General features: G+C 59.0%; 27 protein-coding genes. 4 read left to right on the forward strand and 23 right to left on the reverse strand.

Annotation, left to right across the window (positions count from 1 at the left end):
* Positions 1 to 16 precede the first annotated feature (16 nt).
* The 23 genes from ybgF to ispG form a co-directional block, all read right to left on the reverse strand.
* Positions 17 to 748 carry a tol-pal system protein YbgF gene (gene ybgF, locus IPH10_04905; GenBank protein ID MBK6910257.1) on the reverse strand — a complete coding sequence of 244 codons (732 nt, stop codon included), beginning with the start codon at positions 746 to 748 and terminating at the stop codon, positions 17 to 19.
* 11 nt (positions 749 to 759) lie between these two features.
* A complete protein-coding gene (gene pal, locus IPH10_04910; GenBank protein MBK6910258.1) occupies positions 760 to 1,296 on the reverse strand; it encodes a peptidoglycan-associated lipoprotein Pal in 537 nt (178 codons plus the stop codon).
* 38 nt (positions 1,297 to 1,334) lie between these two features.
* On the reverse strand, positions 1,335 to 2,666 hold the full coding sequence (locus IPH10_04915) for a PD40 domain-containing protein (GenBank protein ID MBK6910259.1): 1,332 nt from the start codon (positions 2,664 to 2,666) through the stop codon (positions 1,335 to 1,337).
* On the reverse strand, positions 2,638 to 3,273 hold the full coding sequence (locus tag IPH10_04920; GenBank protein MBK6910260.1) for a TonB family protein: 636 nt from the start codon (positions 3,271 to 3,273) through the stop codon (positions 2,638 to 2,640). Before IPH10_04920 ends, IPH10_04915 begins: the two co-directional genes overlap by 29 nt.
* Positions 3,274 to 3,285: 12 nt before the next feature.
* Complete coding sequence (locus IPH10_04925; protein ID MBK6910261.1) at positions 3,286 to 3,756, reverse strand: biopolymer transporter ExbD; 471 nt, start codon at positions 3,754 to 3,756, stop codon at positions 3,286 to 3,288.
* 3 nt (positions 3,757 to 3,759) lie between these two features.
* Positions 3,760 to 4,452: a MotA/TolQ/ExbB proton channel family protein gene (locus IPH10_04930; GenBank protein MBK6910262.1), complete on the reverse strand. Its 693-nt coding sequence runs from the start codon at positions 4,450 to 4,452 to the stop codon at positions 3,760 to 3,762.
* A 112-nt stretch (positions 4,453 to 4,564) separates the two neighbouring features.
* Positions 4,565 to 4,837, reverse strand: a complete 273-nt coding sequence (locus IPH10_04935; GenBank protein MBK6910263.1) for a DUF2480 family protein — start codon at positions 4,835 to 4,837, stop codon at positions 4,565 to 4,567.
* Between the two features lie 10 nt (positions 4,838 to 4,847).
* A complete protein-coding gene (locus tag IPH10_04940) occupies positions 4,848 to 5,183 on the reverse strand; it encodes a hypothetical protein (protein ID MBK6910264.1) in 336 nt (111 codons plus the stop codon).
* Between the two features lie 63 nt (positions 5,184 to 5,246).
* The gene (gene erpA, locus IPH10_04945) at positions 5,247 to 5,570 is read right to left on the reverse strand and encodes an iron-sulfur cluster insertion protein ErpA (GenBank protein MBK6910265.1); all 324 of its coding nucleotides are present in this window, start codon (positions 5,568 to 5,570) and stop codon (positions 5,247 to 5,249) included.
* Positions 5,571 to 5,629: 59 nt separating this feature from the next.
* Positions 5,630 to 6,538 (reverse strand): lipoyl synthase, encoded by a 909-nt coding sequence (lipA, locus tag IPH10_04950; GenBank protein ID MBK6910266.1) that lies wholly within the window; start codon positions 6,536 to 6,538, stop codon positions 5,630 to 5,632.
* Between the two features lie 6 nt (positions 6,539 to 6,544).
* Complete coding sequence (locus IPH10_04955) at positions 6,545 to 6,772, reverse strand: hypothetical protein (protein ID MBK6910267.1); 228 nt, start codon at positions 6,770 to 6,772, stop codon at positions 6,545 to 6,547.
* A complete protein-coding gene (locus IPH10_04960) occupies positions 6,769 to 6,906 on the reverse strand; it encodes a hypothetical protein (GenBank protein ID MBK6910268.1) in 138 nt (45 codons plus the stop codon). Before IPH10_04960 ends, IPH10_04955 begins: the two co-directional genes overlap by 4 nt.
* Positions 6,896 to 8,119: an exo-alpha-sialidase gene (locus IPH10_04965; protein ID MBK6910269.1), complete on the reverse strand. Its 1,224-nt coding sequence runs from the start codon at positions 8,117 to 8,119 to the stop codon at positions 6,896 to 6,898. Before IPH10_04965 ends, IPH10_04960 begins: the two co-directional genes overlap by 11 nt.
* A gap of 36 nt (positions 8,120 to 8,155) precedes the next feature.
* Complete coding sequence (locus IPH10_04970; protein ID MBK6910270.1) at positions 8,156 to 8,791, reverse strand: N-acetylmuramoyl-L-alanine amidase; 636 nt, start codon at positions 8,789 to 8,791, stop codon at positions 8,156 to 8,158.
* Positions 8,792 to 8,847: 56 nt separating this feature from the next.
* Positions 8,848 to 9,798 carry a 4-hydroxy-3-methylbut-2-enyl diphosphate reductase gene (locus IPH10_04975; protein ID MBK6910271.1) on the reverse strand — a complete coding sequence of 317 codons (951 nt, stop codon included), beginning with the start codon at positions 9,796 to 9,798 and terminating at the stop codon, positions 8,848 to 8,850.
* Positions 9,795 to 10,178, reverse strand: coding sequence for a hypothetical protein (locus tag IPH10_04980; protein ID MBK6910272.1), 384 nt, complete (start codon positions 10,176 to 10,178; stop codon positions 9,795 to 9,797). The genes IPH10_04975 and IPH10_04980 overlap by 4 nt, the downstream gene beginning before the upstream one ends.
* Entirely contained in the window at positions 10,135 to 11,739 is a 1,605-nt protein-coding gene (locus IPH10_04985) for a 1-deoxy-D-xylulose-5-phosphate synthase (GenBank protein MBK6910273.1), read from the reverse strand. Before IPH10_04985 ends, IPH10_04980 begins: the two co-directional genes overlap by 44 nt.
* The gene (gene ccsA / locus IPH10_04990) at positions 11,739 to 13,481 is read right to left on the reverse strand and encodes a cytochrome c biogenesis protein CcsA (protein MBK6910274.1); all 1,743 of its coding nucleotides are present in this window, start codon (positions 13,479 to 13,481) and stop codon (positions 11,739 to 11,741) included. Before ccsA ends, IPH10_04985 begins: the two co-directional genes overlap by 1 nt.
* Positions 13,478 to 14,323: a cytochrome c biogenesis protein ResB gene (locus tag IPH10_04995; GenBank protein ID MBK6910275.1), complete on the reverse strand. Its 846-nt coding sequence runs from the start codon at positions 14,321 to 14,323 to the stop codon at positions 13,478 to 13,480. The genes ccsA and IPH10_04995 overlap by 4 nt, the downstream gene beginning before the upstream one ends.
* Before the next feature lie 47 nt (positions 14,324 to 14,370).
* A complete protein-coding gene (locus IPH10_05000) occupies positions 14,371 to 14,625 on the reverse strand; it encodes a NifU family protein (GenBank protein MBK6910276.1) in 255 nt (84 codons plus the stop codon).
* Between the two features lie 89 nt (positions 14,626 to 14,714).
* Entirely contained in the window at positions 14,715 to 15,470 is a 756-nt protein-coding gene (locus IPH10_05005) for an oxidoreductase (protein ID MBK6910277.1), read from the reverse strand.
* 48 nt (positions 15,471 to 15,518) lie between these two features.
* The gene (locus IPH10_05010) at positions 15,519 to 15,881 is read right to left on the reverse strand and encodes a cupin domain-containing protein (GenBank protein ID MBK6910278.1); all 363 of its coding nucleotides are present in this window, start codon (positions 15,879 to 15,881) and stop codon (positions 15,519 to 15,521) included.
* A 1-nt stretch (position 15,882) separates the two neighbouring features.
* A complete protein-coding gene (gene ispG / locus IPH10_05015; GenBank protein MBK6910279.1) occupies positions 15,883 to 17,070 on the reverse strand; it encodes a flavodoxin-dependent (E)-4-hydroxy-3-methylbut-2-enyl-diphosphate synthase in 1,188 nt (395 codons plus the stop codon).
* A 308-nt stretch (positions 17,071 to 17,378) separates the two neighbouring features.
* Between ispG and IPH10_05020 the strand changes: the two genes are divergently transcribed.
* The 4 genes from IPH10_05020 to IPH10_05035 all read left to right on the forward strand — a co-directional run bounded on the left by IPH10_05020 (position 17,379) and on the right by IPH10_05035 (position 26,280).
* A complete protein-coding gene (locus tag IPH10_05020) occupies positions 17,379 to 17,930 on the forward strand; it encodes a nucleoside recognition protein (GenBank protein ID MBK6910280.1) in 552 nt (183 codons plus the stop codon).
* Entirely contained in the window at positions 17,927 to 18,472 is a 546-nt protein-coding gene (locus IPH10_05025) for a spore maturation protein (GenBank protein MBK6910281.1), read from the forward strand. Before IPH10_05020 ends, IPH10_05025 begins: the two co-directional genes overlap by 4 nt.
* Positions 18,473 to 18,485: 13 nt before the next feature.
* Positions 18,486 to 20,999 (forward strand): S9 family peptidase, encoded by a 2,514-nt coding sequence (locus IPH10_05030; protein MBK6910282.1) that lies wholly within the window; start codon positions 18,486 to 18,488, stop codon positions 20,997 to 20,999.
* Between the two features lie 271 nt (positions 21,000 to 21,270).
* Positions 21,271 to 26,280, forward strand: a complete 5,010-nt coding sequence (locus tag IPH10_05035; protein MBK6910283.1) for a carboxypeptidase regulatory-like domain-containing protein — start codon at positions 21,271 to 21,273, stop codon at positions 26,278 to 26,280.
* Positions 26,281 to 26,351 lie beyond the last annotated feature (71 nt).

The following is a 26,351-nucleotide window of genomic DNA, read 5'->3' on the forward strand; positions in this document are numbered from 1 at the left end:
TCAAGCGGTGCGGCGATCAGCGGCCCATTTCATTCAGGCGCTGCTGGGCAACCTTGGCCTCTTCGCTATTGGGGAAGTCACGCACGAGCTGATTCCAGACGGTGCGGGCTTCCTGTACGCGCGAGAGTTGCCGATAGGCGAGTCCGAGTTTGAGCATGGCGGCGGGGGCCTTCCAGCCCATCGGGTCCATGTCAATCACGCGCGTGTATTCGGCGGCGGCCTCTTCGTAGCGCTTGCGCGCATAGAAGGTTTCAGCTAAACCATAGCGCGCATCATCGGCCAGTTCGGACCGCGGATTTTTCGACAGGAACGACAGAAAGCCGACTTCGGCCAGATCGTAATTGCCGAGACTCAGGTCCTGCATGGCCGCGTCGTAAACATCCACGCCCATGGCGGGTTCGGGTCCGGTTCCTGCGCCGTTGTTCCCGCCGCCGCGCAGGAACTCTTCAAGCGGCGCGAGCGAACGGTCGAGCCGCGTCAGAATTTCATCCAGCCGTGCGGCCAGCGTTTCGACACGCTCCTGCATTTCGGTCGAGCCGTATTCGGTGTTGGCGCGCAGGTCGCGGACATCGGCGGCGAGCAAGTCCACCTGGGACTTCACATCAAACTGCGAATGAGCGATGGAGTCTACGCGAATGCGCAGGTAGCGCGTGTCATCCTGAAAGCGGACGATCTCTTTGCGCGTGGCGCATCCGGTGAGCGCCAGCAACGAGGCCAGCGCAAGGCCTAACGTGAGGCGATATAACACGGTTGCTTCGCTTAGTTTGCGGCGATGCGGAATTCAGCGCGGCGATTGCGTGACCACGAGTTCTCAGCATGGCCGGGATCGGACGGGCGCTCTTCGCCGTAGCTAATGGTGCGAATGCGCGAGGACGCGATGCCTTCAGCTTCGAGGGCGCGCTGCGCGGCGCGGGCGCGACGTTCACCAAGCGCGAGGTTATACTCGTTGGTGCCGCGTTCGTCGCAATGACCTTCGATGGTGACGGTCCAGTTTTCCCATTTGCGGAGCAGGTCGGCGTTGTTGCGCACGGCTTCGCGGCCGTCGGCGCGCAATTCGGCCCTGTCGTAGTCGAAATAGACGATCTTGACCAGCGCGAGATCGCGTTCCATTTCGTTGAGCTGATCTTCAGTAGTGCCCGTACCGTCTTCCGTGCCGGTGATTTCGTCAATCTTCTTGCCGGTCTCTTCAGTGCGATCGGCTTCTTTGGGCATCTTTTTCTTGCAACCGGGCGCGACGGCCAGTACCAGTGCGAGCATCGTGAGCAGGGCCAACAGGCCGAGTTTCTGCGACTTCATGTTCTCTCCTGAGAGCGAAAAAGTTATGAGTAGATAGATTATGGTGATGAAAAAGGAACAGCGGGTCCCCATTGAGGCTGCGAAGCTTCCAGACCGAATGTGAGTTGGCGCGCGCCGCTGCCGTCCCAGTTCATGGTCCAGATTGAGGTGCGTCCGTCCTGGGACGCGGTGTAGACAATCTTCATGCCGTCACTCGACCACGAGCAGTCGAACTTGTTGCCGCCTTCGGTCAGGCGCCGTTCGCGTCCGCCGTTAGGGAGCACGGTGAAGATTTGAAACTTGGGATAAAGATCACTTTCGCGGCTGCACCAAGCGATGAGATCTCCGCGCGGGGACCAGCGGGCGGTTTCGTTGTAGACGCCGTCGTAGGTCAAGCGGCGCACATTGACGCCGTCGAAATCCATGATGTAGATTTGCGGCTGACCGGTGCGGTCGGAGGTGAAGACCAATTCACGTGACGTAGATGACCACGAGGGCGACGTATCGTCGCGGCCGCTGAAGGTCAATTGCGTTTTTTCCGATCCGTCCGGACGCACGCGATAGATTTCAAAATTCCCCGACTCGCTCGAACCGTAGGCCACCCATTGTCCGTCAGGAGAAACGCTGGGGGCGCTGTCAGTGCGCGGAGTCTGCACGAAAGGGCGGACCCGGTCGCCGGCCAGATCATAACGATAGATGTCAGCATCGCCGTTGCGGAACGACGTGAAGTAGAGCGATTTGCCGTCGGGCGACCACGTGGGCGACATGTTGAGCGTTTGATCGCGCGTGAGACTGCGTGCATTGGCGCCGTCCCAGTCCATGAGCCACAGGTCTTTGTTTTGTCCGGTCTTAACGACGAAGGCGATCTGGGAGGTGAAAGCGCCCTCTTCGCCGGTCAGCATGCGGGTAATCCACGCGGCGATTTCGTGGGCGGCGTCGCGCGCCTTATCGCCCTTGAAGGAGAACTCCGACTGATGCACGGGGTCGCGCAGCGGCGGTTGGTAGATCGCAATCGAGGCGCGGGCCTGGTCCCAACCCAGGGCGACGGAACCGCGAATGCGCGCGGCGGTCGAGCCGCTGAAGGTCATCAGCGTGTCGAACTTACTGCCAACGCGCTTGACCTCAATGGAAGTATCAGGCGGCAGGTCTTCGGGATCAATGAGATTGAAGTAACCCGAGTAGATCAGATCACCTTTGATCAGCTCGGAGAGCTGCGCGGGCAGTTCGCCGATAAAGGCCGCATCGCCGTCGGGGGTGAAGGGATGTACGACCAGATCGAGGCGGCCGACGGAAGCGGTTTCTGTGCGCAGCGTAATCTGACCGAACGCGGCAAAGGCCAAAGCCAAGAGCAGCAGGACGAAACTAAGAACGCGTACTCGGGTTGACGACAAACTCAAAATTGATTCCCAGTTGTCCCTGCTCATATTGCGCGGGCAGCGGCGGGAATTTTCCCGCAGCGCGCACGGCGCGCTCGGCTGCCTGATCAATCAGAAGATTATTGGAGGATTGCACCATGGTAATGGCGGAGACCGTGCCGTCCCGCAAGATCACGAAACCAATGGTGGCCATGATTTCTCCGCGCACGCCCGGCGGCGGACGGAAGTTGCGCTCGATTTTGGATTGAATGAGCGCGAGATAAAAATCGTAGTCGAAACCCGTCTGCTGGAGTTTCAGCGTGCCCGCCTCGCCCTTAAGTTCCTTGGGCACCGGTTCAGTCGAGCGCGGCTTCTTGTCCTTCGTCTCCTCGACCTTCTTCTCGGGCTTCTTCTCCTTCGTCTTTTTGGGCTTGGGAGATTCGAGCGGCTTTTGGGTCTCGGGGACCTTGAACTCGTCGGACGGTTTGACCTGCTGCACCGGAACGGGCTTGGGACGAATCAGCTTGACCTTGGTGACTTCCGGCAGCGGGCGCGGCACGTCGGTTTTTGCGTAGCCGACGACGATCATGACAATCACGAACAGCAGGTGCAGCGCCAAAGAGCCGATGAACGACTTACGCATGCGCGTGTTCCGCTATTGCCGGCGGCCCGTGCGCGACTGCATCGGATCGGCGATCAATCCGAGATCGGTCACGCCGACCTGCCGCAGCACGTCAATGACATGAAGCACTTTCTGATAGGGCACTTCCGCATCGGCTTGCAGGAAGACAGGTTCTTTGGAGCTGCCGTACGTTTGCTCGAAGGCCATATCAAAGCTCGAATCGTCCACTTTTGTCTGGTCAATCAGGATCGAGCCGTCTTTCTTAATGGTGACGGTGATACCTTCATCGCTGGTGGATTCGGCGGTGGAAGCCTGCGGCACGGCCACATCCACGGAATTCTTCAGCATCGGCGCGGCGACCATGAAGATGATCAGCAGAACGAGCGTGACGTCCACGAGCGCGGTGATGTTGATATCGGCCAGCGGCTGGTAGTTGACCTTCACCAGCTTGCGTTTGTGACCGCCGCGATGTTCCTGCGGAATGCTGCCTGCGCCGACGCCCATGGATCAGGCGACCGCCGGACGACCGGTGACCGCGTTGCGTTTGACGAGCTGACGATCCACGGCGAAGGCCAAGTCCTCCCCGAAGGCCTCGGCCTTTTCAGCCTCTTTGCGCAGCCAGTTGGAAAAGAAGTTATAGGCAATCAGCGCGGGAATGGCTACGAACAGGCCCAAAGCGGTGGCCACAAGGGCTTCCGCTATACCCGGCGCGACGACCGCTATAGAGGCGTTGCCCCAGATTCCGATGCGCTGGAAGGCCGAGATAATGCCCCAGACGGTACCCAAAAGTCCCAAAAACGGAGCGGCAGCGGAGCAGGTCGCGAGGAAGGGCAGGAAACGCTCGGCGCGATTCAGGAAATGCACAGCGGCGCGGGAATACTCGCGGATAACCAGTTCGCCGTCCAGATCGTCTGGCGTGCCGCGTTCAAACAGCTCGCGATGCGCGTACATATAGGCGCGGGCGGAAAATGACTGGCCGTAGCGGCGTGCATCGGAGAACAGCGAGCGTGGTTCAAACTGCTTCCAATTGTAGCCCGCAAAGCCTTTTGAATCATTGCGGACCCTCCACCACATGATGAACTTGTCGAGGATGACGGTCCACGACAGCAATGACATGACCAGCAGGATCATGAGAATGAATTTGGCGAACGGCGATGCCGCTGCCAGTAATTGCCAGATACTCTCAGTGCCCGTGGTCATAGTGCAACTCGTTGTTCATCCTGAAGCTAATTTCCTCTTGGGAGGCGGGCCCTGTTATGGCCTAATTCATAAATTACAAAGATATGAAAATCCGTGGGGATTGTCAAGAAACTCACTCTGTCGGGCCGTCTGTGCGGCGTTTCTGGGTCAGCACAACGGGACTGCAAGGTTCGCCAAAGGACAGTCCGCCGGCGACGGGTGTCAGGTGGGCAACGGCCATGAGATAGACCCAAATCGGCAGTTCGCGGCCATGAATCCATGGAATCATGACGGCCTGATTGCTGTACGGGGCCAGATCGAGACCGTTCAAGGCTTGGCGGTAGTCGGACTCGCGGACGATGCCGTCGCCGAGCAGATCTTCGAGGGGAAATCTGATAAGTTCCAAGATGCTTCGATTAGTTTTGGCGAATGAGGCTCAGATGGAACTCCTGCGGGGACAGGCGTTCAATGCGGATAATGTCACCGGGCGCGAGGGCGTGTTCGGTGGTGAAGCGCATCCAGCCGTGGAGTTTAGAGCGGTTGCGGAGCTGCATCTTTGCGCGGTCAATATCCGACTCTAATATGAACCCCAAGTCAGTTTGGAGTTTAACCGGTTGACCGGGGGAGCCGTCTGAATTAGAGACGGTTTCCAGCGGAAAAAGTTCCAAAAAATCGAACACATTCAGATAGCGTTCGAGAAACCAGAGGTTTTCCGACGTAACCTGAATGTCGTGTTGGGATTTGGGCGGCATGTGAAGAGACAGCAATCCCCTCCAAGCGGACTGGGAGGGGAAGCTACAGGCGATTTTACGGAATCAGGACGAGAAGCTCTGGCCGCAACCGCAGGAGCGCTTGGCATTGGGGTTCTTGAAGACGAAGCCCGAACCATTGAGACCGTCTTCGTAGTCAATCTCGGTGCCGTTGAGGTAGAGATAGCTCTTCATGTCGCAGACGAGCTTAATGCCGTCCTGCTCAAAGACCTGATCGTCTTCCGAGACCTGGTTGTCGAACCCGAGGACGTAGTTCATGCCGCTGCAGCCGCCGCCGCGCACGCCCATGCGCAAATTCCAGTCGCTCTTCTGCTCCGAATCCATGATGGTCTTGACCTTCGTGTGGGCCGTACCGGACAGTGTGATCATGTTGTGACTCCGAAAGGGGTAGTTTATGAAATTAGAAATGTGACGATTAGAATTCCATGTCACGCGACAGCCAGCGTGCCCTGCCGCAGCAGCTCTTCCTGCGTTTCGGCTTTGTAGCTCGATCTGACGAGCGGGCCGCTCTCAACGTGTTTGAGACCGAGCGCCTGGCCCTGCTCTTTGTAGGCCAGAAACTGCTCGGGATGAACGTACTCGATCACGGGCAGATGCCGGCGCGAGGGCTGCATGTACTGCCCGATGGTCAGCAGGTCACAGCCAACGTCGGCCAGATCGCGCATGACCTGTTTCACTTCGTGCGGCGATTCGCCCAAACCGACCATGATACCGGACTTGACGACCATGCCGTGACGCTTGGCGCGGGCCAGCGTGTCGAGCGAGCGCCAATACTTGGCCTGCGGGCGCACTTGCAAGTGCAGGCGGGCGACCGTTTCCATGTTGTGCGCGTACACGGCGGGCGCGGCTTCACAGACGGTCTTGACGCACTCAGGCTTGCCTTTGAAATCGGGGACGAGCACTTCCAGCCGTGTAGAGGGAGATAACTCCTTGCACTGGCGGATGGTTTCCGCGATGTGTCCGGCTCCGCAGTCGTCGAGCTCGTCGCGGTCCACGGACGTGATAACGATGTATTTCAGAGCGAATTCACGCAACGCTTCGGCGACGCGGCGCGGCTCGTGCGGATCGAGCGGCAGCGGCTTGCCGGTTTTGACATTGCAGAAGCCGCACGAGCGGGTGCAGACGTCGCCCATAATCATGATCGTGGCCGTGCCGCGCGACCAGCACTCGGCCATGTTCGGGCAGGCAGCCTCTTCGCACACGGTGAAGAGCTTTTGTCCGTGCAGCAAATCGCGCACGCCGTGAAACTGTTTGGTGTGGCCGATTTTGATCTTCAGCCACTCCGGCTTGCGCGGCGACGCGGGAGTCGTATCGGTCAGTATGGGTAAGGCTTGCATGTATGTCTATTCCGCCACGGCCTTCACGATATAGAATCTCTGTTCGTCAGTCGTGACGGCATTTGTATCAAAGAAAAATGTATCGGCTGTTACGCCCGCGAGGGTTGCGAATGCGCCTTGCGGGTCGGTGGTGTACCAGATCTGATAGGTCGCGGCTTCGACGGGATTCCAATCGAGGCGCGCGTCATTACCCGCAGTCGCGACCACGAGACCTTGCGGCGCGGGCGGATTCAAGCGAAACCATGCGCTGTAGGCGTCTCCGTGTCGTTGCGCGTGTCCACCCAGCCGTAATAGAAGCTGTTGCCATGTCGGAATGTCGCGCCGTTGTAGTCGCCCAGGAAATTGGTGACCGTGGGATTACTCTGCACGGTCGAGCGGAAAGCTGGGGGGCGAAAGTAACGCCGTCGGTGGATACGCTGGCATATGGCAGATAGAGACAGCCGTTGGGGTCGTCGCGGCGGTCCAGCCAGCCGACGCCGACATCGCCGCTTTCGGATGTACCGCAAGCCATTGCCACCACTGCCATGTACCGACCGGGCCGTCATCCACACGGGCCGCCGCGCTCCACGTTGTGCCACCGTCGGTCGAATGGGAAATCATCACGTCGGGATCGGTGCCGTTAAACGTCACCCAGCACACGTAGATCCAGCCATGACGCGGGCCCCGGTATTGTCGCAGGCGATCATCGGATAGGCAGGCGTGCGGAACGTGCCGCAGGGATTGGCCTGTCCCCAAAGGTCCCACATCTGCGAGACGGTGACATCGGTGCCCCGTGTTACCGCCATCGAGCGACTTGTCAAACTTGATGCGCGCCGTCCAGTAGTCAATGAACACGGCGTAAACTTCGCCATTCGGTCCAGTGGCCGGACAGGAAAATTGGCAGGCGTCTGATTCCGAGACCCGCACGGGCGTCGAATACGGCGGTTCGCCGCCGGTTGTGTGCGAAACGAAAATGGGCGATCCGCCCGCAGCTTGAAAGCGTGTCCACGTGACGTAGTGCGTATTCACAAAGGGCGATACGGGCGAAACATCGCAGCACGTGTAGGGCTTGTCTTCGAAATCCGCGCCGGGCTCGTCAATGTGCTCGGCAATCGGGAGCGGGCCGGACCACGTCTGACCGAAGTCATCGGAGGTCTGCGAGTACAGACCGCCGTCATCGGTCGTACGATCAAAGGAAATGTGAGTCGCATAGAGTCGTCCGTTGCGATCAATGGCCGCGACCGGATCGCCCGCGGCTTCGAAGACTCCGGCGGGTCCGCGCGTCACCAGCACGTCGCCAAAGGAAGAGCCGCCATCAGTACTCACATAGAATCCGCCCGAGGCGTCGCCATTGCGATAGTCGTTGGAACCGCCCATGACCACGCGCGGATCGAGTATCCAGGCGGCCATAGTAATCTCGTTTTGGCGGCGGCCGAACGTATCCTGATTCATGCGCGCGTTCGGGCCGGCATCATCAAGCGCATTCCACGGACTACGACTCAGTTCGGGGCCGAAGGAGACCACACTCGAGCGCGGCACAAACGGCCTCTCAGCGGCATACAAAGCAGTCACAAAGAACAATAGTACACTCAAGCGGAACATAGCACACCTCAGCATCAAAACACGGTCAATCGTACATCATCTATTCTCACCGCGGTTGCGAATGATAAGCCGCTCACGCAGCTTATCCAAGGGAAAGGCCGGGCCGGGATCAACCTTGCGGCCCGGAGAAATTTCTTCGTGGCCGACAATCGTTGTGATCGGATAGGTCTGTATCAACAGGTCGCACAGGTCGAAGACCGTGCTGATCTGTTTCTCGGTATAGCGGTGCCAGAAGCGCGGTGTTGTCTCGTTGCGGTGCACCGCCTCAATCACTTCCGAGACGGGATAGAGTCTGCCGAACCACGCCTGAAATTTTTCACCCGCTCGCACCAGAAGTCCGGCGTTCACGATCTCGATACCGATGGCGAACTTGTTTAGTCCTGTGCGCGATTTCCATTTGCTCGGCCCGGCGTGCCACGCGACGGTATCGAATGGGACCATTTGCACAATTTTGACGGCCGCACCATCTTCGGGATCGCGGCTGACGACCAGATGCGCGCTGGCCTTGCGCTCCGGGTTCAGGAAGCTATCCACCGCCGACGAGAGCGTCGGTCCGGCGGTGTAGTGAATGACAATCGTGTCCAGTCGCGCCGCAGCGAAGTTCGCGCCGTGGTTAGGCGAGAGTTTGTGGCTGCAATTTGCGCCAACGAGTTTGTGCTGCGTGATCTTCATGTGGTTTCAATGGTGCATTGCGTTACGGGCAAGCGCGGAGACGCCGCGGGGACGACTCAATTACAATTGCAGTCGTCCTTTTCCATGTCTTCGAGTTCACGCTGCTGCTGCTGCGACTCCCAGTCGGACGTGTCGCGCAGCACGTCCGCTCCGGTGCGCTCGCCGATCAAATCGCGGACTTTTTCGAGCAGCCAATGCGGCGTTGAAGCTGAGCCTGTAACCCCGATGGTGTCACCGTCGCGGAACCACGCGTAGTCCATGTCGTTTTCGTCCACGATAAGGTGGGCGCGGTCGTTCATGCGTTTACAGACGCCGTAGAGGGCCTTGGTGTTGGAACTCTTGGTGCCACCCACCATGACAATGACATCCACCTGCGTCGCGAACTCTTCGAGATCGCGGTCGCGGCCCACGACGAACCGGCAGAGCGTGTTCTCGACCTGCACTTCGACGTTGTGCGCGTACTCTTTGATCCAAGCGATGCGCTCTTCAAACCACTCTTTGGACACCGTGGTCTGCGCGAGAATGAATACTTTCCGATCGGGGTCAAGCTGCTTGCAGTCCTCGCGTTCATAGACGACGAACGCCTTGTTGTCGCAATGCCCCTTGATGCCAATGGTCTCGGGATGATAGGGTTTGCCGATGATGACGACCTGCTCGCCCGCTTCGTAGTGTTTGCGCGCAATGTTCTGCGAGCGCGTCACGACGGGGCAGGTGCCGTCAATCAGCTCGACGCCAAGCTCTTTGGCCTTCAAATACGTTTCGGGCGGCTCGCCATGCGCCCGGATCAGCACCTGGCGCGGCCCGCTCGGTTGCGCCATGCCGGTATGGTCAATCGAGGACAAGCCGCTTTTTTCGAGTCGCGCGATTTCCACTTCGTTGTGAATGATGTCGCCCAGCGACACCAGCGGCAAGCCCGTGTCACCCATGACTTTTTCGGCCATCTTGACGACGCGGCGCACGCCGCCGCAAAAGCCCGCACGCGGGTCCACGAGAACTTTCATGCTCATGAGATAACGGACTGTTGTTTCAGGCGCAGGGCCAGCGTGGGCGGAAGGTCGGCCTTCAGAAGGCCGGTGATGGCTTCGGAAATATGGCGGGGCGAGAGTCCGGCCAGTTCAAGCAATTGCGTGCGCGTGCCGTGTTCGATAAACGCGTCGGGCAGATGCAGCGCATGAAAAATCTGCTCGTGACCATTGGACTTCAGATACATGGCGACTTCGGTGCCGAGTCCGCCGTGGCCTGTGCCCTCTTCGAGCGTCAGCACGGCTTCGTGTGTGTCGAGCAATTGGGCCAGCAACATGTCGTCAAGCGGCTTGACGAAGCGCGCGTTGACCAGCGTGACGTTAAACTCCTCGGCGGCGATGACTTTGCGCGCGGCCTCGACCATCGTGCCGCAGGCGAGTACCGCAACGCGGCGGCCTTCGCGGAGAACCTCCCAACTTCCAACCTTGATCAGACCGGGATTTTCTTCCCAGTCGAGATGGTCGGGCGCCTTGTCGCGCGGATAGCGAATGCCGAATGGGCCATCGGGCCAATGCAGGCCGGTGTGAATCAGGTTGCGCAACTCTTGACCATCGCGGCGCGGCGACGACCATGCCGGGAATCGTGGTGAGATAGCCCAGGTCATAACAGCCGTGATGCGTAGGGCCGTCTTCGCCGACCAGACCTCCGCGATCCATACAGAACAGCACGGGCAGATGCTGCGTCGCACAGTCGTGCAGGATGTGATCGTAGGCGCGCTGTAAGAAGGTTGAATAGACGGCGACGACGGGTTTCATACCTTCGGCGGCCAGTCCCGCGGCGAAGGTAACGGCGTGTCCTTCGGCGATACCGACGTCGAAGAACTGTTCAGAGCACTCTTGCGCGAACTCAACTAAGCCAGTGCCTTCTTTCATGGCTGCGGTGATGACGCACACACGCTTGTCACGTTGCGCTTCCTGAATCATCGCTTTGCCGAAGATGTTCATGTAGGCTTCAGTTTCCGGCTCGTTCTTGGCGTCGATTTTCGGCTCGACTTTCGCGGGAGCCTTGACGGCATGCCATGTGACGGAATCGGCTTCGGCGACGTCGTAACCTTTGCCCTTTCGCGTAAGGAAGTGCACAATCGCGGGATGCTTGTGATGCGCCTTGATGTTCTTCAGAATCTCAACCATCTCGCGCACATTGTGGCCGTCGAACGGCCCGAAGTACTGAAAGCCGAATTCTTCAAAGAGCATACCGGGCGAAACGAGCGTCTTGAGCGAGGCTTCGAAGCGGCCAGCCATGCTCCGCATGGTGTCTTTGCCGACGGGCGACTTGCCCATCATCTCCCACAGCTCGTCTTTGATCTTGCCGAGCAGCGGATTGGTTTCCATCTTGGCCAGAAACTTCGGCACCGCGCCGACGTTGGGCGAAATGGACATGCGGTTGTCGTTCAGAATGATCGTGTAATCCCGGCCCGAGTGCCCGGCGTTGTTGAGCGCTTCGAAGGCCAAACCGCCGGTCATGCCGCCGTCGCCGATGACGGAGACGACACTGTGTTTTTCGCTTTTGAGATCACGCGCCACGGCCAAACCGTAGGCTGCGGAGAGCGCGGTCGAGGCGTGTCCTGCGCCGAAGATATCGTACTCGCTTTCGCTGCGTTTCAGAAAGCCCGAGAGTCCGCCCTTGCGGCGAATGGTGGGCAATTGATCGCGGCGGCCCGTAAGGATTTTGTGAATGTAACCCTGATGACCGACGTCCCAGACGATACGATCCTGCGGCGTCTGATAGACGTAGTGCAGTGCGGCGGTGAGTTCCACGACGCCGAGCGATGCGGCCAGATGGCCTCCGACGGCGTTGATCGTGTCCCACAGATAGCGGCGCAATTCGGCGCAGACCAGGTCGAGTTCATCGAGACTGAGTTTGCGCAGGTCTTCGGGAGAATCCACTTTAGCGAGCAGGGGATACTCTTCGCGCGAGATACTCATTAGCCGTTTACTCCAGCGGGTGTGTTCAGCGAAGCGCCGCCGCGCATATTGGAGGCGGTAGGCGTTCCCTGCTTGGGGCCGGTGTTGCCCCACTTACCTTTGAGCTGCATGGCGATCCAGCCAAGAAAGACGCCTTCGGCAATCAGATAAGCAAAGGCTTCCCACGGAATGCCCGGCGACGATCCTGCGCCGTAGCTATGCAGGCCGGACAGATAGAAGTTGACACCGTAGTAGGTCATCACGACGACCGGGAAGGCCGCGACGGAGACGAACGCGAGGCTCTTCCAGTTGAGCCAGCCTGCGCTGCGGCCGTGCAGGAAGGCGATATAGACGAACCACGTGATAAGCGCCCACGTCTCTTTGGGATCCCAGCCCCAGAAGCGGCCCCAGCTTGAATCGGCCCAGACTGCTCCAAGCAGAATGCCGAAGATCAACAGCACGCAGCCGACTTGAATGACGTGCAGATTCGCTCCGGCCATGCGCGCCAGCGGCGGGTTGATCTCGCCTTTGTTCTTGGCGGCACCGACCAACAGGATATGTCCGATGACCATGGCGATGGCAAAGCAGGCGTAGCTGGAGAGGACAATGATCACATGATAAACCAGCCAGTAGCTTTGCAGGGCGGGCACGAGCGGATTGATGCCGCGGTCGAGATTGGCGTAGTGCGCGAGCCAGAGGACGACGCCGCCCATAATCGAGCCGGCCATGCCGAAGATGCGGTCGCGCTTAACGAGTTCGTAGATGAAGGCGATAATGACGAGCGTCCAGCCAATGGCCAGCAGCGACTCATACATATTGGACCACGGCGCGCGGCCGCCGACCATCCAGCGCAGAATCATGCCGGCGGAATAGCCCGCCAGGCCCAGGAACATCGCGATGGCGCCGTAGCCGCGCCACGTTGCGAATTTCTGCTTATAGCTCAAGGCGAAGATCACCGCACCGAGCAGCAGGAGGACACGCGCCCAGAAGAACGGTTGCAGCGTGTTGTAGAGCAGCTCTTTGTCGAGCGTGCTGAAGATCGCCGGCTGCTGCGCGAGAATGCGATGCTGTGCTTCGATGAACAGGTCCACCGACGTGTTGAACATGTCGGGGCGGTTGTCAAGAATCGAGTGGTACATTCCGGCGAAGGACAGACCGAGCGTGGCCAGCTCTTCCGGCGTCTTGACGGCGTTCATGGAGTCGCGTTCGATGGCCGCCAGCGCTTCGGGCATCGAGGCCCACGTGGTGGTCGTTGCGTCGCCTGCAAGCGGCGGCGCATACAGCGGCAACTCATGGCTGAAGACCATGGAAAGCGTGTTGACGCGGTGCAGAATCTCATTGGCTTTGGACTGCGTGAACGAGGGCTTGTCGCCGGCCTTCTGCGCTTCCTGCGCTTCCATGACGATCTGCATCAGGCGCGGCTTGCCATGCAGCTCTGCGATCGAATAGAGACTGCCGTGGCCCGTGGGCAGGCCGAGTTCGCGGTGCAGATCACCCTTGGGCAGATAGATGATGGGCATTTCGGACCATCGGCTGCCATCTGACATCCACCGGAAATAGGTCTCGACGGGGTGTTGTCCTTCGTACTCGTCCTTGCCGACAATATCACCGACGAGTTCCCGCGCGAAGGTATCGAGGGGTTTCAACCGGCCGCCGTCCTGCACGATAATCTGTCCGGCGCGGCTCCAGTTAAAATCGTCTGCGGCCAAGGCAGCGGACAGGTTCAGAAGCAGCGCAGTGAGGATGATAGACAGAGTTTTCATGCGGAAACGTTCTCCTTTTCGTCGGACGATTGAGCCATGAGCTCGGCGGTCATTTCGGTGTTTTCGGCCAGCGGCATGCGATCGCCGCGCGGCACGGGCGGCCATTTACTTTTCAGCCACGGTTTGAGGAAAATGATGCCGACCATGGAGAGCACGAGCAGAATTCCCCCGGCGTACATGTAGGGGATGCCGGGATCGTAGGAGACGCCTAACACGGTGGCTTGCCGTCCGTCGGGGAGGTCAATCCAAGACGCCTGACTGATTTTGTAGCCTTTGTATGAGAGCGGGTGATTCAGAATCACGTCCCACTCGATGCGTTCGGGATTGCCGGGGTCGTCCACGATGACGTGCGATTTGAACAGCGAGGTCATGCCCGTTCCGGGGTACATGACCTGTTCAAACGAGACGCAATGCACGCCGAAGGGCAGCGTGCGCTCTTCGCCGATCATGGTGTCCCAGTTTTCCAGGTCGAGCTGTTCGAGCCCGAAGCGGTTTTCGGTGTCGCCTTCGAGGATGACCATCTGCCCCTGCATGCCAAAGCGATTGGTGATCATTGACGCGGTCATAATCAGCAGCAGCGACACGTGCGTCAGCAGCCAGGGGTACTGGTGCGGCGAATACGGAGCCCGGCGGAGCGTGCAGCCGATGAGATTGAGCGCGAGAATAACCGTGAGCAGGTCGAACCACCAGGTGCGGTAGATCAGGATGCGCGCGGCACCGTTGGAATAGACCGTTTCGATCCACGTGCCGTAACCCATGGCCACTGCGAAGATCAGCAGCAGCACAATGGTCAGTTTCACCGAGGAGAAGAACAGCCAAATCCGGTCGAGAATATTTGTCAAGCTAAATTCCTTGTTTGATGAACTCATCGTTCATCATTCAGCCTTCATCATTGAACAATGACGACTTCCTTCAGTCCGGGTACCTTTTCGAGGAGCGTGCGTTGGACGCCGCCTTCCATGGCGGACAGTGAGCCGCCGCAGCCCTGGCATCCGCCGCCCATGGAGACGGTGGCGATGCCCTCTTTCAGCGAGAGCAATTGCGCGTCGCCGCCTTCGGCCTGGAAGATGGGGCGGAACATGTCGAGCAGCTTCGTGACTTTCTGCGCGAGTTCAATGTCGAGGTCGGTCAGTGTTTCGGGCATTTCGAGAATCTCTCTGAGTATCTTTGTCAATTCCAAATTCGTGATGTGTTCAGCGTCAGCGCAACGGGTCCAGCGGCTACGCTGGGTGGTTAGTCGTACAGCTCGATTTTGACGTCCTTGCGGTCGTAACCCATTTCGGTGAGATGCTTACGGGCTTCGTCGAGCATGGCGCGCCAGCCGCACAGGTAAAACAGGGCGGGCCGCTGGTTGGCGAAGTGTTCCATGTAGTGCTTGTGTACGTGGCCGTGCGGGCCGTGCCAATCCGTTTGGCGCGACAGCACCGGGAAGAATTTCAAATCATGTTCGCGGGCCATGCGCTCGAAGTCGTCGCGGTAGAGAATATCCGCTTCGGAGCGGTTGCCGAAAAAGAGGCTCACCGGAACATTGATGATACCTTTGGCATAACCGTCAAGCAGCATCGAGCGAAACGGCGCGATGCCGACGCCGGTCGAGATGAAACACAGCTCTTTGTCGAGCACCGGCGGCAGAATGAAATGGCCAATCGCGTCGGCGCCTTTAAGAACCGATCCGGGCTTAACCTCTTCAAACAGATAGCGCGTGGCCAGTCCGTCGGGCACGCGGCCCACGCACAGTTGGAACTCGTTTGTCCCTTCGGGCGCGCTGGCGATAGAATAGCTGCGGCGCGTGATTTTCGAGGGAATCGGAAAGTCGAGTTGAATGAATTGTCCGGCCTTGAACGGATAGACATCGCGGCCCGGCACGCGCATGTTGAAGAGCTTGACGGTCGGCGTGGCGTCCATAACGCTCGTCACTTCGACTTCAAAAAAACTATACTTCGGCCCCTTGCGCGGCTCGACTTGAATGTTTTCGACTAAGGTGCTCATGCTCATTATTTCCGCCCGGTATTCCGGGGGGATTAAGGGGGTCAATCGTTACAGCGTATCCACCGTTACACGCGTCTTCTCGTTCACCACATTGCCCGTGTTGATGGTGGCGGCGCGTTCAAACAAAATCAGGTGTACTTCTTCGGCGGCGATCGGGCAATGCTCGACGCCGTGCGGAATCAGGATCATCTCGCCCGCGTTGACGGTCACATCGCCGTCGCGCAGTTTCATTAAAAGCGAGCCTTGCACGACGTAAAAGAGTTCATCCTCTTCGTCGTGATGATGCCAGACAAATTCGCCTTTCAGCTTAACGAACTTCACCGCGCATTCGTTGACCATCGCCGCGACGCGCGGATGCTCATAGTCGTCAATGCGGGAGAAGATGTCGGTGATGGAGATGACGGAAGGCATGCTACGCGCTCGCCACAAACCTAACCTTACCGCTCGGTCTTTGCGACACATCATACGCATCGGCTTCGCGCAACAGCGCGGGGATGAGTTCGTCTTCGGGCAGCGTGGCGATGACTTTGCCGTCCTTCATCAGGAGGCCTTTGCCTTTGCCGCCCACGACGGCGAGGTCAGCTTCGCGGGCTTCGCCGGGGCCGTTGACGACGCAGCCCATCACGGCGATATGCAGCGGCTTGTCAATCTTCGCGACGGCTTTTTCGACGCGGGCACACAGGTCGAGCAAATCCACTTCGCAGCGGCCACACGAGGGACAGGCGACGAGATTAACCCCCTTCGTGCGCAGGCCCAGGGCTTTCAGAATTTCCCATGCGACTTTAACCTCTTCGACCGGATCAGCGGTCAACGACACGCGCAGCGTTTCCCCAATGCCGTTCTGCAGCAGATAGCCGATACCGAGCGCCGACTTAATCGAGCCTGTGAACATCGGACCGGCTTCCGTCACACCCAGATGCAAGGGATAGTCGCTGCGCTCCCGGAAGAGGGTGTAGGCTTCGATCATGCGCGGCACATTCGACGCCTTAAGCGACACGGTCAGGTTCGTGAAGCCCTCGTCCTCAAGCCACGCGACATGCCGCAGTGCCGATTCAACCATTCCCTGCGGCGTCGGGCCGCTGTACTTATCAATCAGGTCTTTTTCGAGCGATCCGGAGTTGACGCCGACGCGCATGGCGATTCCGGCGTCAAGCGCGGCCTTGGTCACAACTTTAGCACGACCTTCGCCGCCCAAGTTGCCGGGGTTGATGCGGATCTTGTCCACGCCGGCGTCAATGGCTTTGAGCGCCAGCTTGTAATGGAAGTGAATGTCAGCCACCAGCGGCACGCGCATGTTGCGCTTGATCTCAAAGAGCGCGGCGGCGGCTTCGTCATCAGGCACAGCCACGCGAATGATCTCGCAGCCCGCTTCTTCGAGACGGTGAATCTGCTCGAGCGTGGCCTGTGCGTCGCGGGTATCGGTCAAGGTCATGGATTGGATGGCAACCGGATAATCGCCGCCAATCGTCACCGAACCGATTTTACATTCGCGGACGCGTTTATGCCGAAAGGACTGCGCGGTGAATTCGCCCAACACAGGCAAAGCCAGCCCATTGGCTGGTTTTTCGGTACACGTTCCCTTCAGCGGCAGCAGCTCCATCAGCATCCAATTCCTAATATGACGTTACTTGTCATCTTTCCAAACCCTTTAATCCGTCAATATACGCTCCCGGGGCCGAAATGTCAAACCGAACCCCCTACTCGACTCCTTGTTTTTTCAACGATTTGGGTTGTGGAAAGTTTCACAATTTCGGGGCGTTGGGGCCTCCTCTGCCACGATTTTTCAGGAGTCAGCAAGAAGGGATTGCAAGTTGGCAGATGATTTCGTAAACTAATAGGAATCAGAACTTAGGAGAATCCGTGCAAGTAGTCTGGTTAGGATTGATTCTAATTGGTGTGATCACCGCAATGTTCACCGGCAAGATGGCCGACGTGACGAAAGCGACAGTGGATGCGGCCAAGACCTCCGTGGAGCTGTGCATTGGACTGATCGGGATTATGGCTTTGTGGCTGGGTTTTATGAGGTTAGCCGAAGGGGCCGGGTTGGTGCAGGGGCTGGCCAAGTTGATGCGCCCAGTTATGAAACGGCTTTTCCCCGACGTGCCTCCTGACCATCCGGCGATGGGTTCCATGCTCTCGAACATTGCGGCAAACATGTTGGGTCTCGGCAACTCGGCCACGGCGCTTGGTCTGAAAGCGATGCAGGACCTCAAGAGCCTTAGCAAACTGGGGGACACTGCGACGAATGCCATGGCGACGTTTCTGGCCATGAACTCGGCGGCGATCACGCTGATTCCGGCAACCGTGATTGCCATGCGCGCATCGGCGGGTTCGCAGAATCCAACAGGGATCATCGGTCCCACGCTGATTGCCAGCGTGATCGCGCTCGTCGTCAGCATGGTAGCGGTGAAGCTGCTCGAGAAGCTCAAGCGCTTTCGCGTGGAGGAACCTAAGCCATGAGAGAGGCCTTTGTTGCCTTCGTGCAGGCGGCCTCGGACTGGGCCGTACCGGTGCTGTTTCTGGTGATTGCCGGCGCCGCGCTCTACAAAAAGGTGCGAGTGTATGAGGAATTCATCGAGGGGGCTAAAGAGGGGTTCAACGTCGGCGTGCGGATTATTCCGTACGTCGTGGCGATCCTCTGTGCGATCGCGATTTTTCGCGCGTCAGGAGCGCTCGACGCGACGGTGAATCTGTTAAGCGGCGTGCTTGAACCGCTGGCCATTCCGCCGGAGATCTTGCCAATGGCGATCATCCGGCCGATGTCGGGTTCCGGCGCGATGGGTGTGCTGTCGGAGGGGCTGAAAAGTTATGGCCCCGATTCGCTGATCGGCAACATGATGTCCGTCATGATGGGTTCAACCGAAACGACGTTTTACGTGTTGGCCGTCTATTTCGGCTCGATCTCTGTGCGCACGACGCGGCATACGCTCGCCGCGTGCCTGATCGGTGACGCGGCAGGAATTCTCGCGGCGATCTATGTAAGTCAGTGGTTCTTCAACTAAACGGGCATTTGCCATGCGTCAATTGATTCTACTTCTGTGTTGGGTCTCAGCGACGATGGCCGCTGAGACGGCACTTGCACCTTGGCGCGTGGCGCCAGTGATGCCGCTTCCGCCGGTTGCGTTTGGCGATTCGACGCAGAAGACAGGTGACCTCTTGGACGAGATTGCGTTGGATTGGGATAGCCTAAGCGTATGGAGCGACGCTGCGCGCGTGCAGAACGATCTGACGTTCAGCACGACTGCGGCGCGCGCCTGTGCGCTGGCGGGGACCTATCTGCGCGCCGATGCCTATGGCAAAGTGACCATTGAAGTCACGGGCACGCGGCCTCTGAAGCTGTTCGCGGACGGCCAACAGATCGCGCAAGCCGTCTCGGCGGATAGCGGCGAATTCAAGGCGAGTGCGGAGCTAACGCTCAACCGGATGCGTACTGCGATTGTGGTGGCCAGCGCGTCCCAGGCTTCGGACAGCGGCGCGTGGACATTTCAGGCCAAGCTCATCCAGGATTCCGCTTCGACGATAGTGATTGAGCAAGGCGGCGCTTTGCAGATTCGCCCAGCGAGCTTCACACTGGACGCACAGATTCATGATTTTCCGTCGCTGGTCATCTCGCCGAACGGCAAGTTGTTGGTCGTCAAACGGGCGGTGCGCGAAGGAGATCACTACGAACAGCGCGTGTGGCACGAAATCTATGAGCTTGACGGCCTCAAACTCGTGCACTCGACGAAGCTCGCGGGCGTTTCGGATGTCGCGTTTTCTCACGACAGCAAACGGCTTTACTACAAGCTCAGCACCGACGACGGACCCGAGCTCTGGGAACAGACGCTCGCCACCAAGGCGACTCGCCGCTTGTTAAAGGCCGTTGAGCGCATGGAGAAGTTTGCAGTGCTGCCCGACGGCGCGGGAGTGATTTATGCCGTATCGAAGGAGCAGCCGGAGAACACGTCGGGGTACGACCTATTCCGGGACTTGGGCGATCGTCCGACGGGCTACAACGACCGCCGCGAGCTGTTCTACGCGGATTTGCGCACGGGCCTGACACGGCCGTTAACCAAAGCCGGTGAGTTTGACCTGCATAAATGGTCGCTCTCCCCAAACGCCGAGCGGCTGCTGCTGATTCGCAATCTCCTGCGCCACGAGCGTCCCTTTGCGACGCAGGAGTTCTGGACCTATGAGCTGGCCGATGGGGCCCAGGTGCGATTGTCGAACCGGAGCTTGCTCAAGTACCCGCAGGACATCACGTGGCTGGACGACCTGACCGTCGCCTACGCCGCCGGATCGCATGACGCAGCGCCGGAAGACACGGTCTATCACAATGTCTCGCAGTTATGTCTCTATACGCTCGATTTGCGCACGGGTGAGACGCGCAATTTGACGGCGGACGCCCGCTTCTCGCTGAACGATGAAGGCGACCATTCGCGCATTCACTACAACCCGGCGGATCAGAGTTTTCTGCTGCATGTGAGTGACGGTGGCGAGCGACAGTTTGCTCGCGTGGCACGCGACGGCGCGCGGCTGACCTACCGTCCGCTGAAAATTCGCTGGAATTTTACAGACAATCCGGCGATGGCTGAGAACGGCACGCGCATCGCCTATCAGGCCTCGGATTACGACTCGCCGCGCGCCGTGTACGTCTATGACGTGGCCGCGCAGACGGAGCGGCTGCTGCTCGATCCCAATCGTGAACAGGTGCGGAATTGGGAATTCGGAACCATGGAGCCGTGGAATTTCACCAACCGGCTTGGAGAAGAGATTGAAGGCTGGATTTACAAGCCCGCGAATTTCTCAGCCGACCGGCCGTGGCCGACGATCGTTTATTACTACGCTGGCGTCTCGCCGCGCGATTTGCGGTTCTCATTTCAGTATCAGATGTGGTTAGCCAACGGGTACGTGGTGTACGTGCTGAATCCGGTCGGCTCGGCGGCATACGGGCAGAAGTTCGCCGACTATCACGCGGGCGATTGGGGCACCGAAGCGACGCAGGATGTGATCGAAGGGACTGAGAAGATCCTGGCCGCGCATCCGTGGATGGACAAGACCAAGGTGGGCTGCTACGGCGGAAGTTACGGCGGGTTTGTGACGCTCGATTTACTGACGAAGAGCAAGCTCTTCGCCTGCGCGGTTGACATGTACGGTATTTCGAATATTGCGAATTACTTCGGCGGCGGCGTGTGGGGCTACTGGTACAGCGACATTGCGGCGCCGGGACAATACCCATGGAACAACCGCGACCTGTATGTCAACAACTCGCCGATATTCAACGCTGACAAGATTACCACGCCGACGCTGATTTTGCACGGTGGTGCGGACACGAATGTGCCGTGGCTCGAGTCGGACCAGATGTTCGTGGCGCTGACGCTGCTCGACCGCGACGTTGTCTATGCGCGATTCAAAGATGAGACGCACAACATCAACAAGAAGTACGAGAATCTCATCTTGCATCGGCAGATGATGCTTGAGTGGTTCGACAAATATCTGAAGGGGCAGCCTGCAGCCTGGGAAGCACGGATGAAGGCGTGGGGCAAGTAGGGGACAGCCAGTTGCCGGGCCAGCGAGGTCGGGCCGAAAGCGGTCACGGATTTATGAGGCATTAGCACATCAAGCCGGGCAAAAGTCCGGCTTGATGCGTTAAAAGACTATTTTTATTTGTCATACAAGGATGCGGCCCGATGCAGCGGATTGAAATAGCGGGGCGTGTCGCTTGCAAGACCGGGCATGTTTCGTTACTTTAACATGAATTAGCCCGTCCGGCCATGCCGACGGATTCCGCATCCACCAGGAGCCTAATTGGAGGAGTTTGATGGCAAGTAAATCAGGACTGTTTCTTCGCGCGATCGCCTTACTTGCTTGCGTGTGCGCAGCCTTGGCGGCTGACGCACAGCTGGCGCCGGCATATTCGACGTACATGGGTTCGGGAGCCGTGCTGCAAGTGAGCAAGACCGGCCCGGAATTCACGTCTATCCGGTTTGACGGCAGCACGATGGAGCGCCAGACGGTAGTCAAGGACTACCAGGGCTACGACTTCATCGGTATTGACGGCGAGGCCGTTATCACGCAGGACGGGGCGCCGGCACTGCCGCATGTGACGCGGTTCTACCGGATTCCCGCGACCGGCGGCGTGGACCTTGTGGTTCGCTACAGCGATTATGAGCTGGTCGAGAACTACAACGCCCTGCCGTACAGCGAAGAAGGCCATGAATTCCGCCGTGACAATGCCGATCCTCTGATCTACGGGCGTGACGCATGGTTCCCGGAGCAGATTGCCGAAATGTCGGATCCTCAGATCTTGCGCGACTTTCGCGTGGTCACGGTGCGCATCAATCCGGTTCAGGTGAATCCGGTCACACGACAGGCGCGCATCTATCGTGACGTGCAGGTGGAGATCGTGCCGAACGATCAGCCGGGCGTCAACGAGATCCAGCGCGTGCGCCGTCCGTCGGGCTTGTGGGCTCCGGCCTATCAGCAGCTGATTGAGAATCTCGACGAATCAGCGTTGGATGATGCCACGACCACGCCGGGTACGTACATGATTTTCGCCAAGGACAACTCCACGGTCAATCCGTGGACGGACAGTTTGGCACTGTGGAAGAAGCGTTCGGGCCACGACGTGCTCGTCATGCGCCAAGCGAACTGGAGCAATACGCAGATCATCAACGAGATTCGCGACGCTTGGCTGGAAGCTCCCGACGACAGCCCGTTGGAATTCGTCTGTTTGATGGGCGATCCTCAGGCGAGCTTCGGCTTGCCGATTTCGGGCGGCAGCGATTACGATCACGCGTACGCGTTGGCGAACACCGGCGACGATATTGAAGACATCGGTGTGGGCCGCTTCTGCGCGTCCACGGGCCCGGAGCTGGCGACGATTTTTGCGAAGACGGTAGGCTATGAACGCTCGCCGCACATGGGCGATCCGACGTGGTATCGCAAGGCGTTCCTGTACGCGGGCATCGCCAACGAAATCGCCTCGAACTATACGACCTTCCAGTGGATCGGCGACATGATGCGCCGCAACACGGGTCTCGATTCGATCTACCTGTTGACGCACAACAGCTCATCGGTGAATCCTTCGGACATTACGACACAGTTGAACGCCGGCCGCGGCATCTTCCTCTGGCGCGGCAGTTGGGTGGGCGGCATGGGCAACGAAGTCGCGGGCCAGTGCAACAATGGCGCGCGCACGCCGATTACCCTGACCGTGACCTGCGGTACGGGCTCATTTGAGAGCGGCACCTCGGTATCGGAATCGTGGGTCCTGGCAGGTTCAGCGGCATCGCCGAAGGGCGGCGTGACGGGTCTCGGCATGGCGACCTTGGGAACGCACCCCCCGGAAAACCTCTGTGTCACAGGCGGCCTCGGCTACGCGATTGCCGTGACTCAGACGGAGCACATTTCGCATTGCGTGAATCAGGCCAAGGCCTGGCTCGTACCGACGTTTGGCGCGGGCTCCAGTTCGGCAACCAATTTTTCGCGCTGGTTCAACCTGATGGGCGATCCGGGTCTTTCGATCTGGACGGAAACACCGCAGCAGATTGACGTAACGCATCCGGGCTCGCTCAGCGTCGGCGCCCGTTCACTGACGGTGCACATTGAAGATGTCTTGTCGGGCACGGCGATCGAGAACGCGCTCGTCACGGCGTGGAAAGGCACGGAGTGCTACGTTCGGGGCCTGACTGACGCGAACGGTGACGTGACGCTGGCAGTAGACGTTCAGACAGCAGGTACGTTACTGCTGACCGCGAGCAAACGCAACATGATGCCGTATCTCGCGGATGTGCCGTGCGCGGCGGCCAGCGAATTTGTTTCAGTCTTGACCGTCGCGGTGGATGACGACAATGCCGGCGGCACGCAAGGCAACGGCGACGGAATTCCTAATCCGGGCGAGCTGGTGGACCTGGGTGTGGCTCTTCACAACTCCGGTACATCCACGACGGTCACAGGAATCAGCGCAACACTGACGACTCCTTCGCCTAAAGCGACAGTGATCACCGGGACGTCCAGCTACGGCAACTTGGCGCCGGGCGGGCAGGCCATGGGTGCCACACCGTTCCGGGTGCAATTGGACCACAGTTTACAGCAATTTGAAATCGTACCGTTACGGGTTGCCGTGACATCGTCGGGCACTCCGACGGTGAGCAGCTATGACCTGCAGATTCAGGCGGCGCGCACCGAATATGTTAGCCACGCCTTTAGTGGCGGCGCGTTTACCCCGGGCACTGTGCGTAACTTGACGGTTACGGTGCGCAATGCCGGTGTCGTTCCGTTGACAGGCGTTTCGGCGACTTTGACTTCGGGAAGTCCGTTCGTGGCCGCTGAAGTGGCGACGGTGAATTACCCCGACATCGCCGTAGGTGCGAACGGCGTGAATACGGCTACTCCGTTCAGTTTGAATGCTAACACGCTGACCTTCCCCGGGCATCAGGCGCGCATGATGCTGGTTCTGACCGGCAACGGCGGCTTCGCTGACACGACCTACTTCAACGTCGCGGTCGGCACGGCCTCGGCCAACGATCCCTGCGGACCGGATGGTTACGGCTACTACGCCTACGACAACACGGACCTGAACTACGAATTGCATCCGACCTACGAGTGGTTGGACATCAGCACGGGATTGGGCACGAATTTGAATCTTGCCGACCCGGGCGAGAAGACGCAGATTTCGCAGGTTTTCGGCACGGCGCGCGCCCTGCCGTTCACGTTCCGCTACTACGGTGTTGACTACGATACGCTGTCGGTGTTCTCCAACGGCGACTGTGCGTTTGGCGCGCAGGCGTGGGCCGACCATTTCCGTAACTACATGGTTCCGGCGCAGACATCGCCGCGCGCGATGCTGGCCCCGTATTGGGATGACCTGAAGACCAACGGCGCAGGTCAAGGCGTGTGGTGGTATCACGACCCGGTGGAAGATCGTGTGATCGTGCAATGGAAGGCCTCGGGCGGCGGCTTTGGCTACTCAGAAGCCAATCTGAATTTCCAAGTCATTCTGTACGGACAGACGGAAACCCCGACACTGGATGGCAACGGCCGCATTCTGTTCCAGTACAATGACGTGACGATGAACCTTAGTGGCACAGGCGGTGCTGAGATTTCTGGCTCGACGGTCGGCATTCAAGATGAATCGCAGTTGACCGGTTTACAGTTGGCCTACCGCAGCTCGACGTCACCTGGCTGCGCGAGCATCGTGGACGGTCGTGCGATCCTGATCACGACGGATGCCCGCGCCCTTTTCGGAACGATTATCGGTACGGTGAACGACGAAGAGACGGGCGCGCCGATGCCGGATGTGCGTGTTTCAGTGGACGGTTTCAACTACAGTGACCTGACCGACGCCACGGGACAGTTCACGCTGAACAACGTGCTGATCGGCACCTACACGGTGCGCGCGCATAAGGACGATTTCAACGACGCCACAGTGAGCGGCGTGCTGGTTGAATTGGACAGCACCGAGACGGTTGACTTCACGATGCTGCACCCGGAGTTTGCGCTGTCTGCCGAGGAGCTGGGCATTGCGGCGCCGGATCAGTCATCGGCGAGCTTTAACATCATCAACGACGGCAACGGTCCGCTGGACTATACGATTCGCAAGGCGTTCACCGTGGACGGGACAGAGATTGGCGATTGGGACAACATCCAGCGCTTCGAGCTCTCATCGCAAACGGGCGACTTCCAGATGCTGGGTTGCGAATTTGTCCGTGACCATTGGTACGTGACCGGCGCCAGCGGTCCGACGGGAACCAATTGGATCTATCGTTTTGATCGCGACGGCCAGTTCGTTCCGCCGGCGATCGCGCAGCCTTCGGTGTCGGCCTTTGGCTGGTACGATCTGGCCTATGACGGCGAATACCTGTACGGGTCAGAAGACGGCACGGGCACGATCGTCGGCATTGACATGAATGGTGTTGTACGCGAGTCAATCCCGAGCCCGCTGAATCCGACGCGCGCTCTGGCCTACGATCCGGATCTCGATCGCTTCTGGATTGCCGACTTCACGCAGAATCTGTATCAGATTGACCGTGACGGCAATATCTTTGCGCAAGTGGAGAACGAGGGCGCGGGCGAACTTGCGATCACCGGCATGTCCTGGTGGGCACAGGATCCCGAAGGTTACAAGCTCTACATCTTCAGTCGCGACGGTGGCACGAATCAGACCCAAGTTACCCGTATGCATCCGATCACGTATGACCGCGAACCGGTCGCCGTGCTGGAAGGCGCGGAGTTTACGGCGGGTGGCTGTGCGGTGACTGCCGATTGGAATAACATGCTGGTGACGTTCGGCGGCGTGCTGCAGAACAACACAGGCGACCGTTTAGGCGTCTATCAGATGAAGTTCCTCGAGGATTGGGCGAACGTGACGCCGTCGTCGGGTTCGGTGGCGGGCGGCGAGCAGCGCGATATCACGCTGGCCGTAGATATCGCCAATTTCCGTTCGGGCGAATACAACATCTCGCTGTACATCTACAACGATGTGCTCGATACGGAGATTGAACTGCCGGTGACCATAGATGTTGTCAGCGGAGTCGGCGAAGCGCCGGATGCGGGGCTGGTGCCTGTCGAATACGCGCTTGACCAGAACTATCCGAATCCGTTCAACCCGAGCACGCAGATTCAATACAGCTTGAAGGAACCCGGTCACACTCAGCTTGCGATTTACAATATCACAGGCCAGGAAGTGGCGCGGCTGGTGGATGGCCGTCAAGAAGCGGGCATCTACAACGTTACCTTTAGCGCGTCGGCGTTGCCGTCCGGGATGTACTTCTACCGCTTGCAAAGCGGCAGCTTCTCGCAGACGGCCAAGATGGTCCTGCTGAAGTAACCGCAACTGTCGCCGTCGGCGCTTGTCGCCGGGCGGTGGTCAGCAATGCACAAGACAGCGCGGGGCGAATC

The organism is bacterium (genome assembly GCA_016702305.1).
GTDB lineage: Bacteria > Electryoneota > RPQS01 > RPQS01 > RPQS01 > JABWCQ01.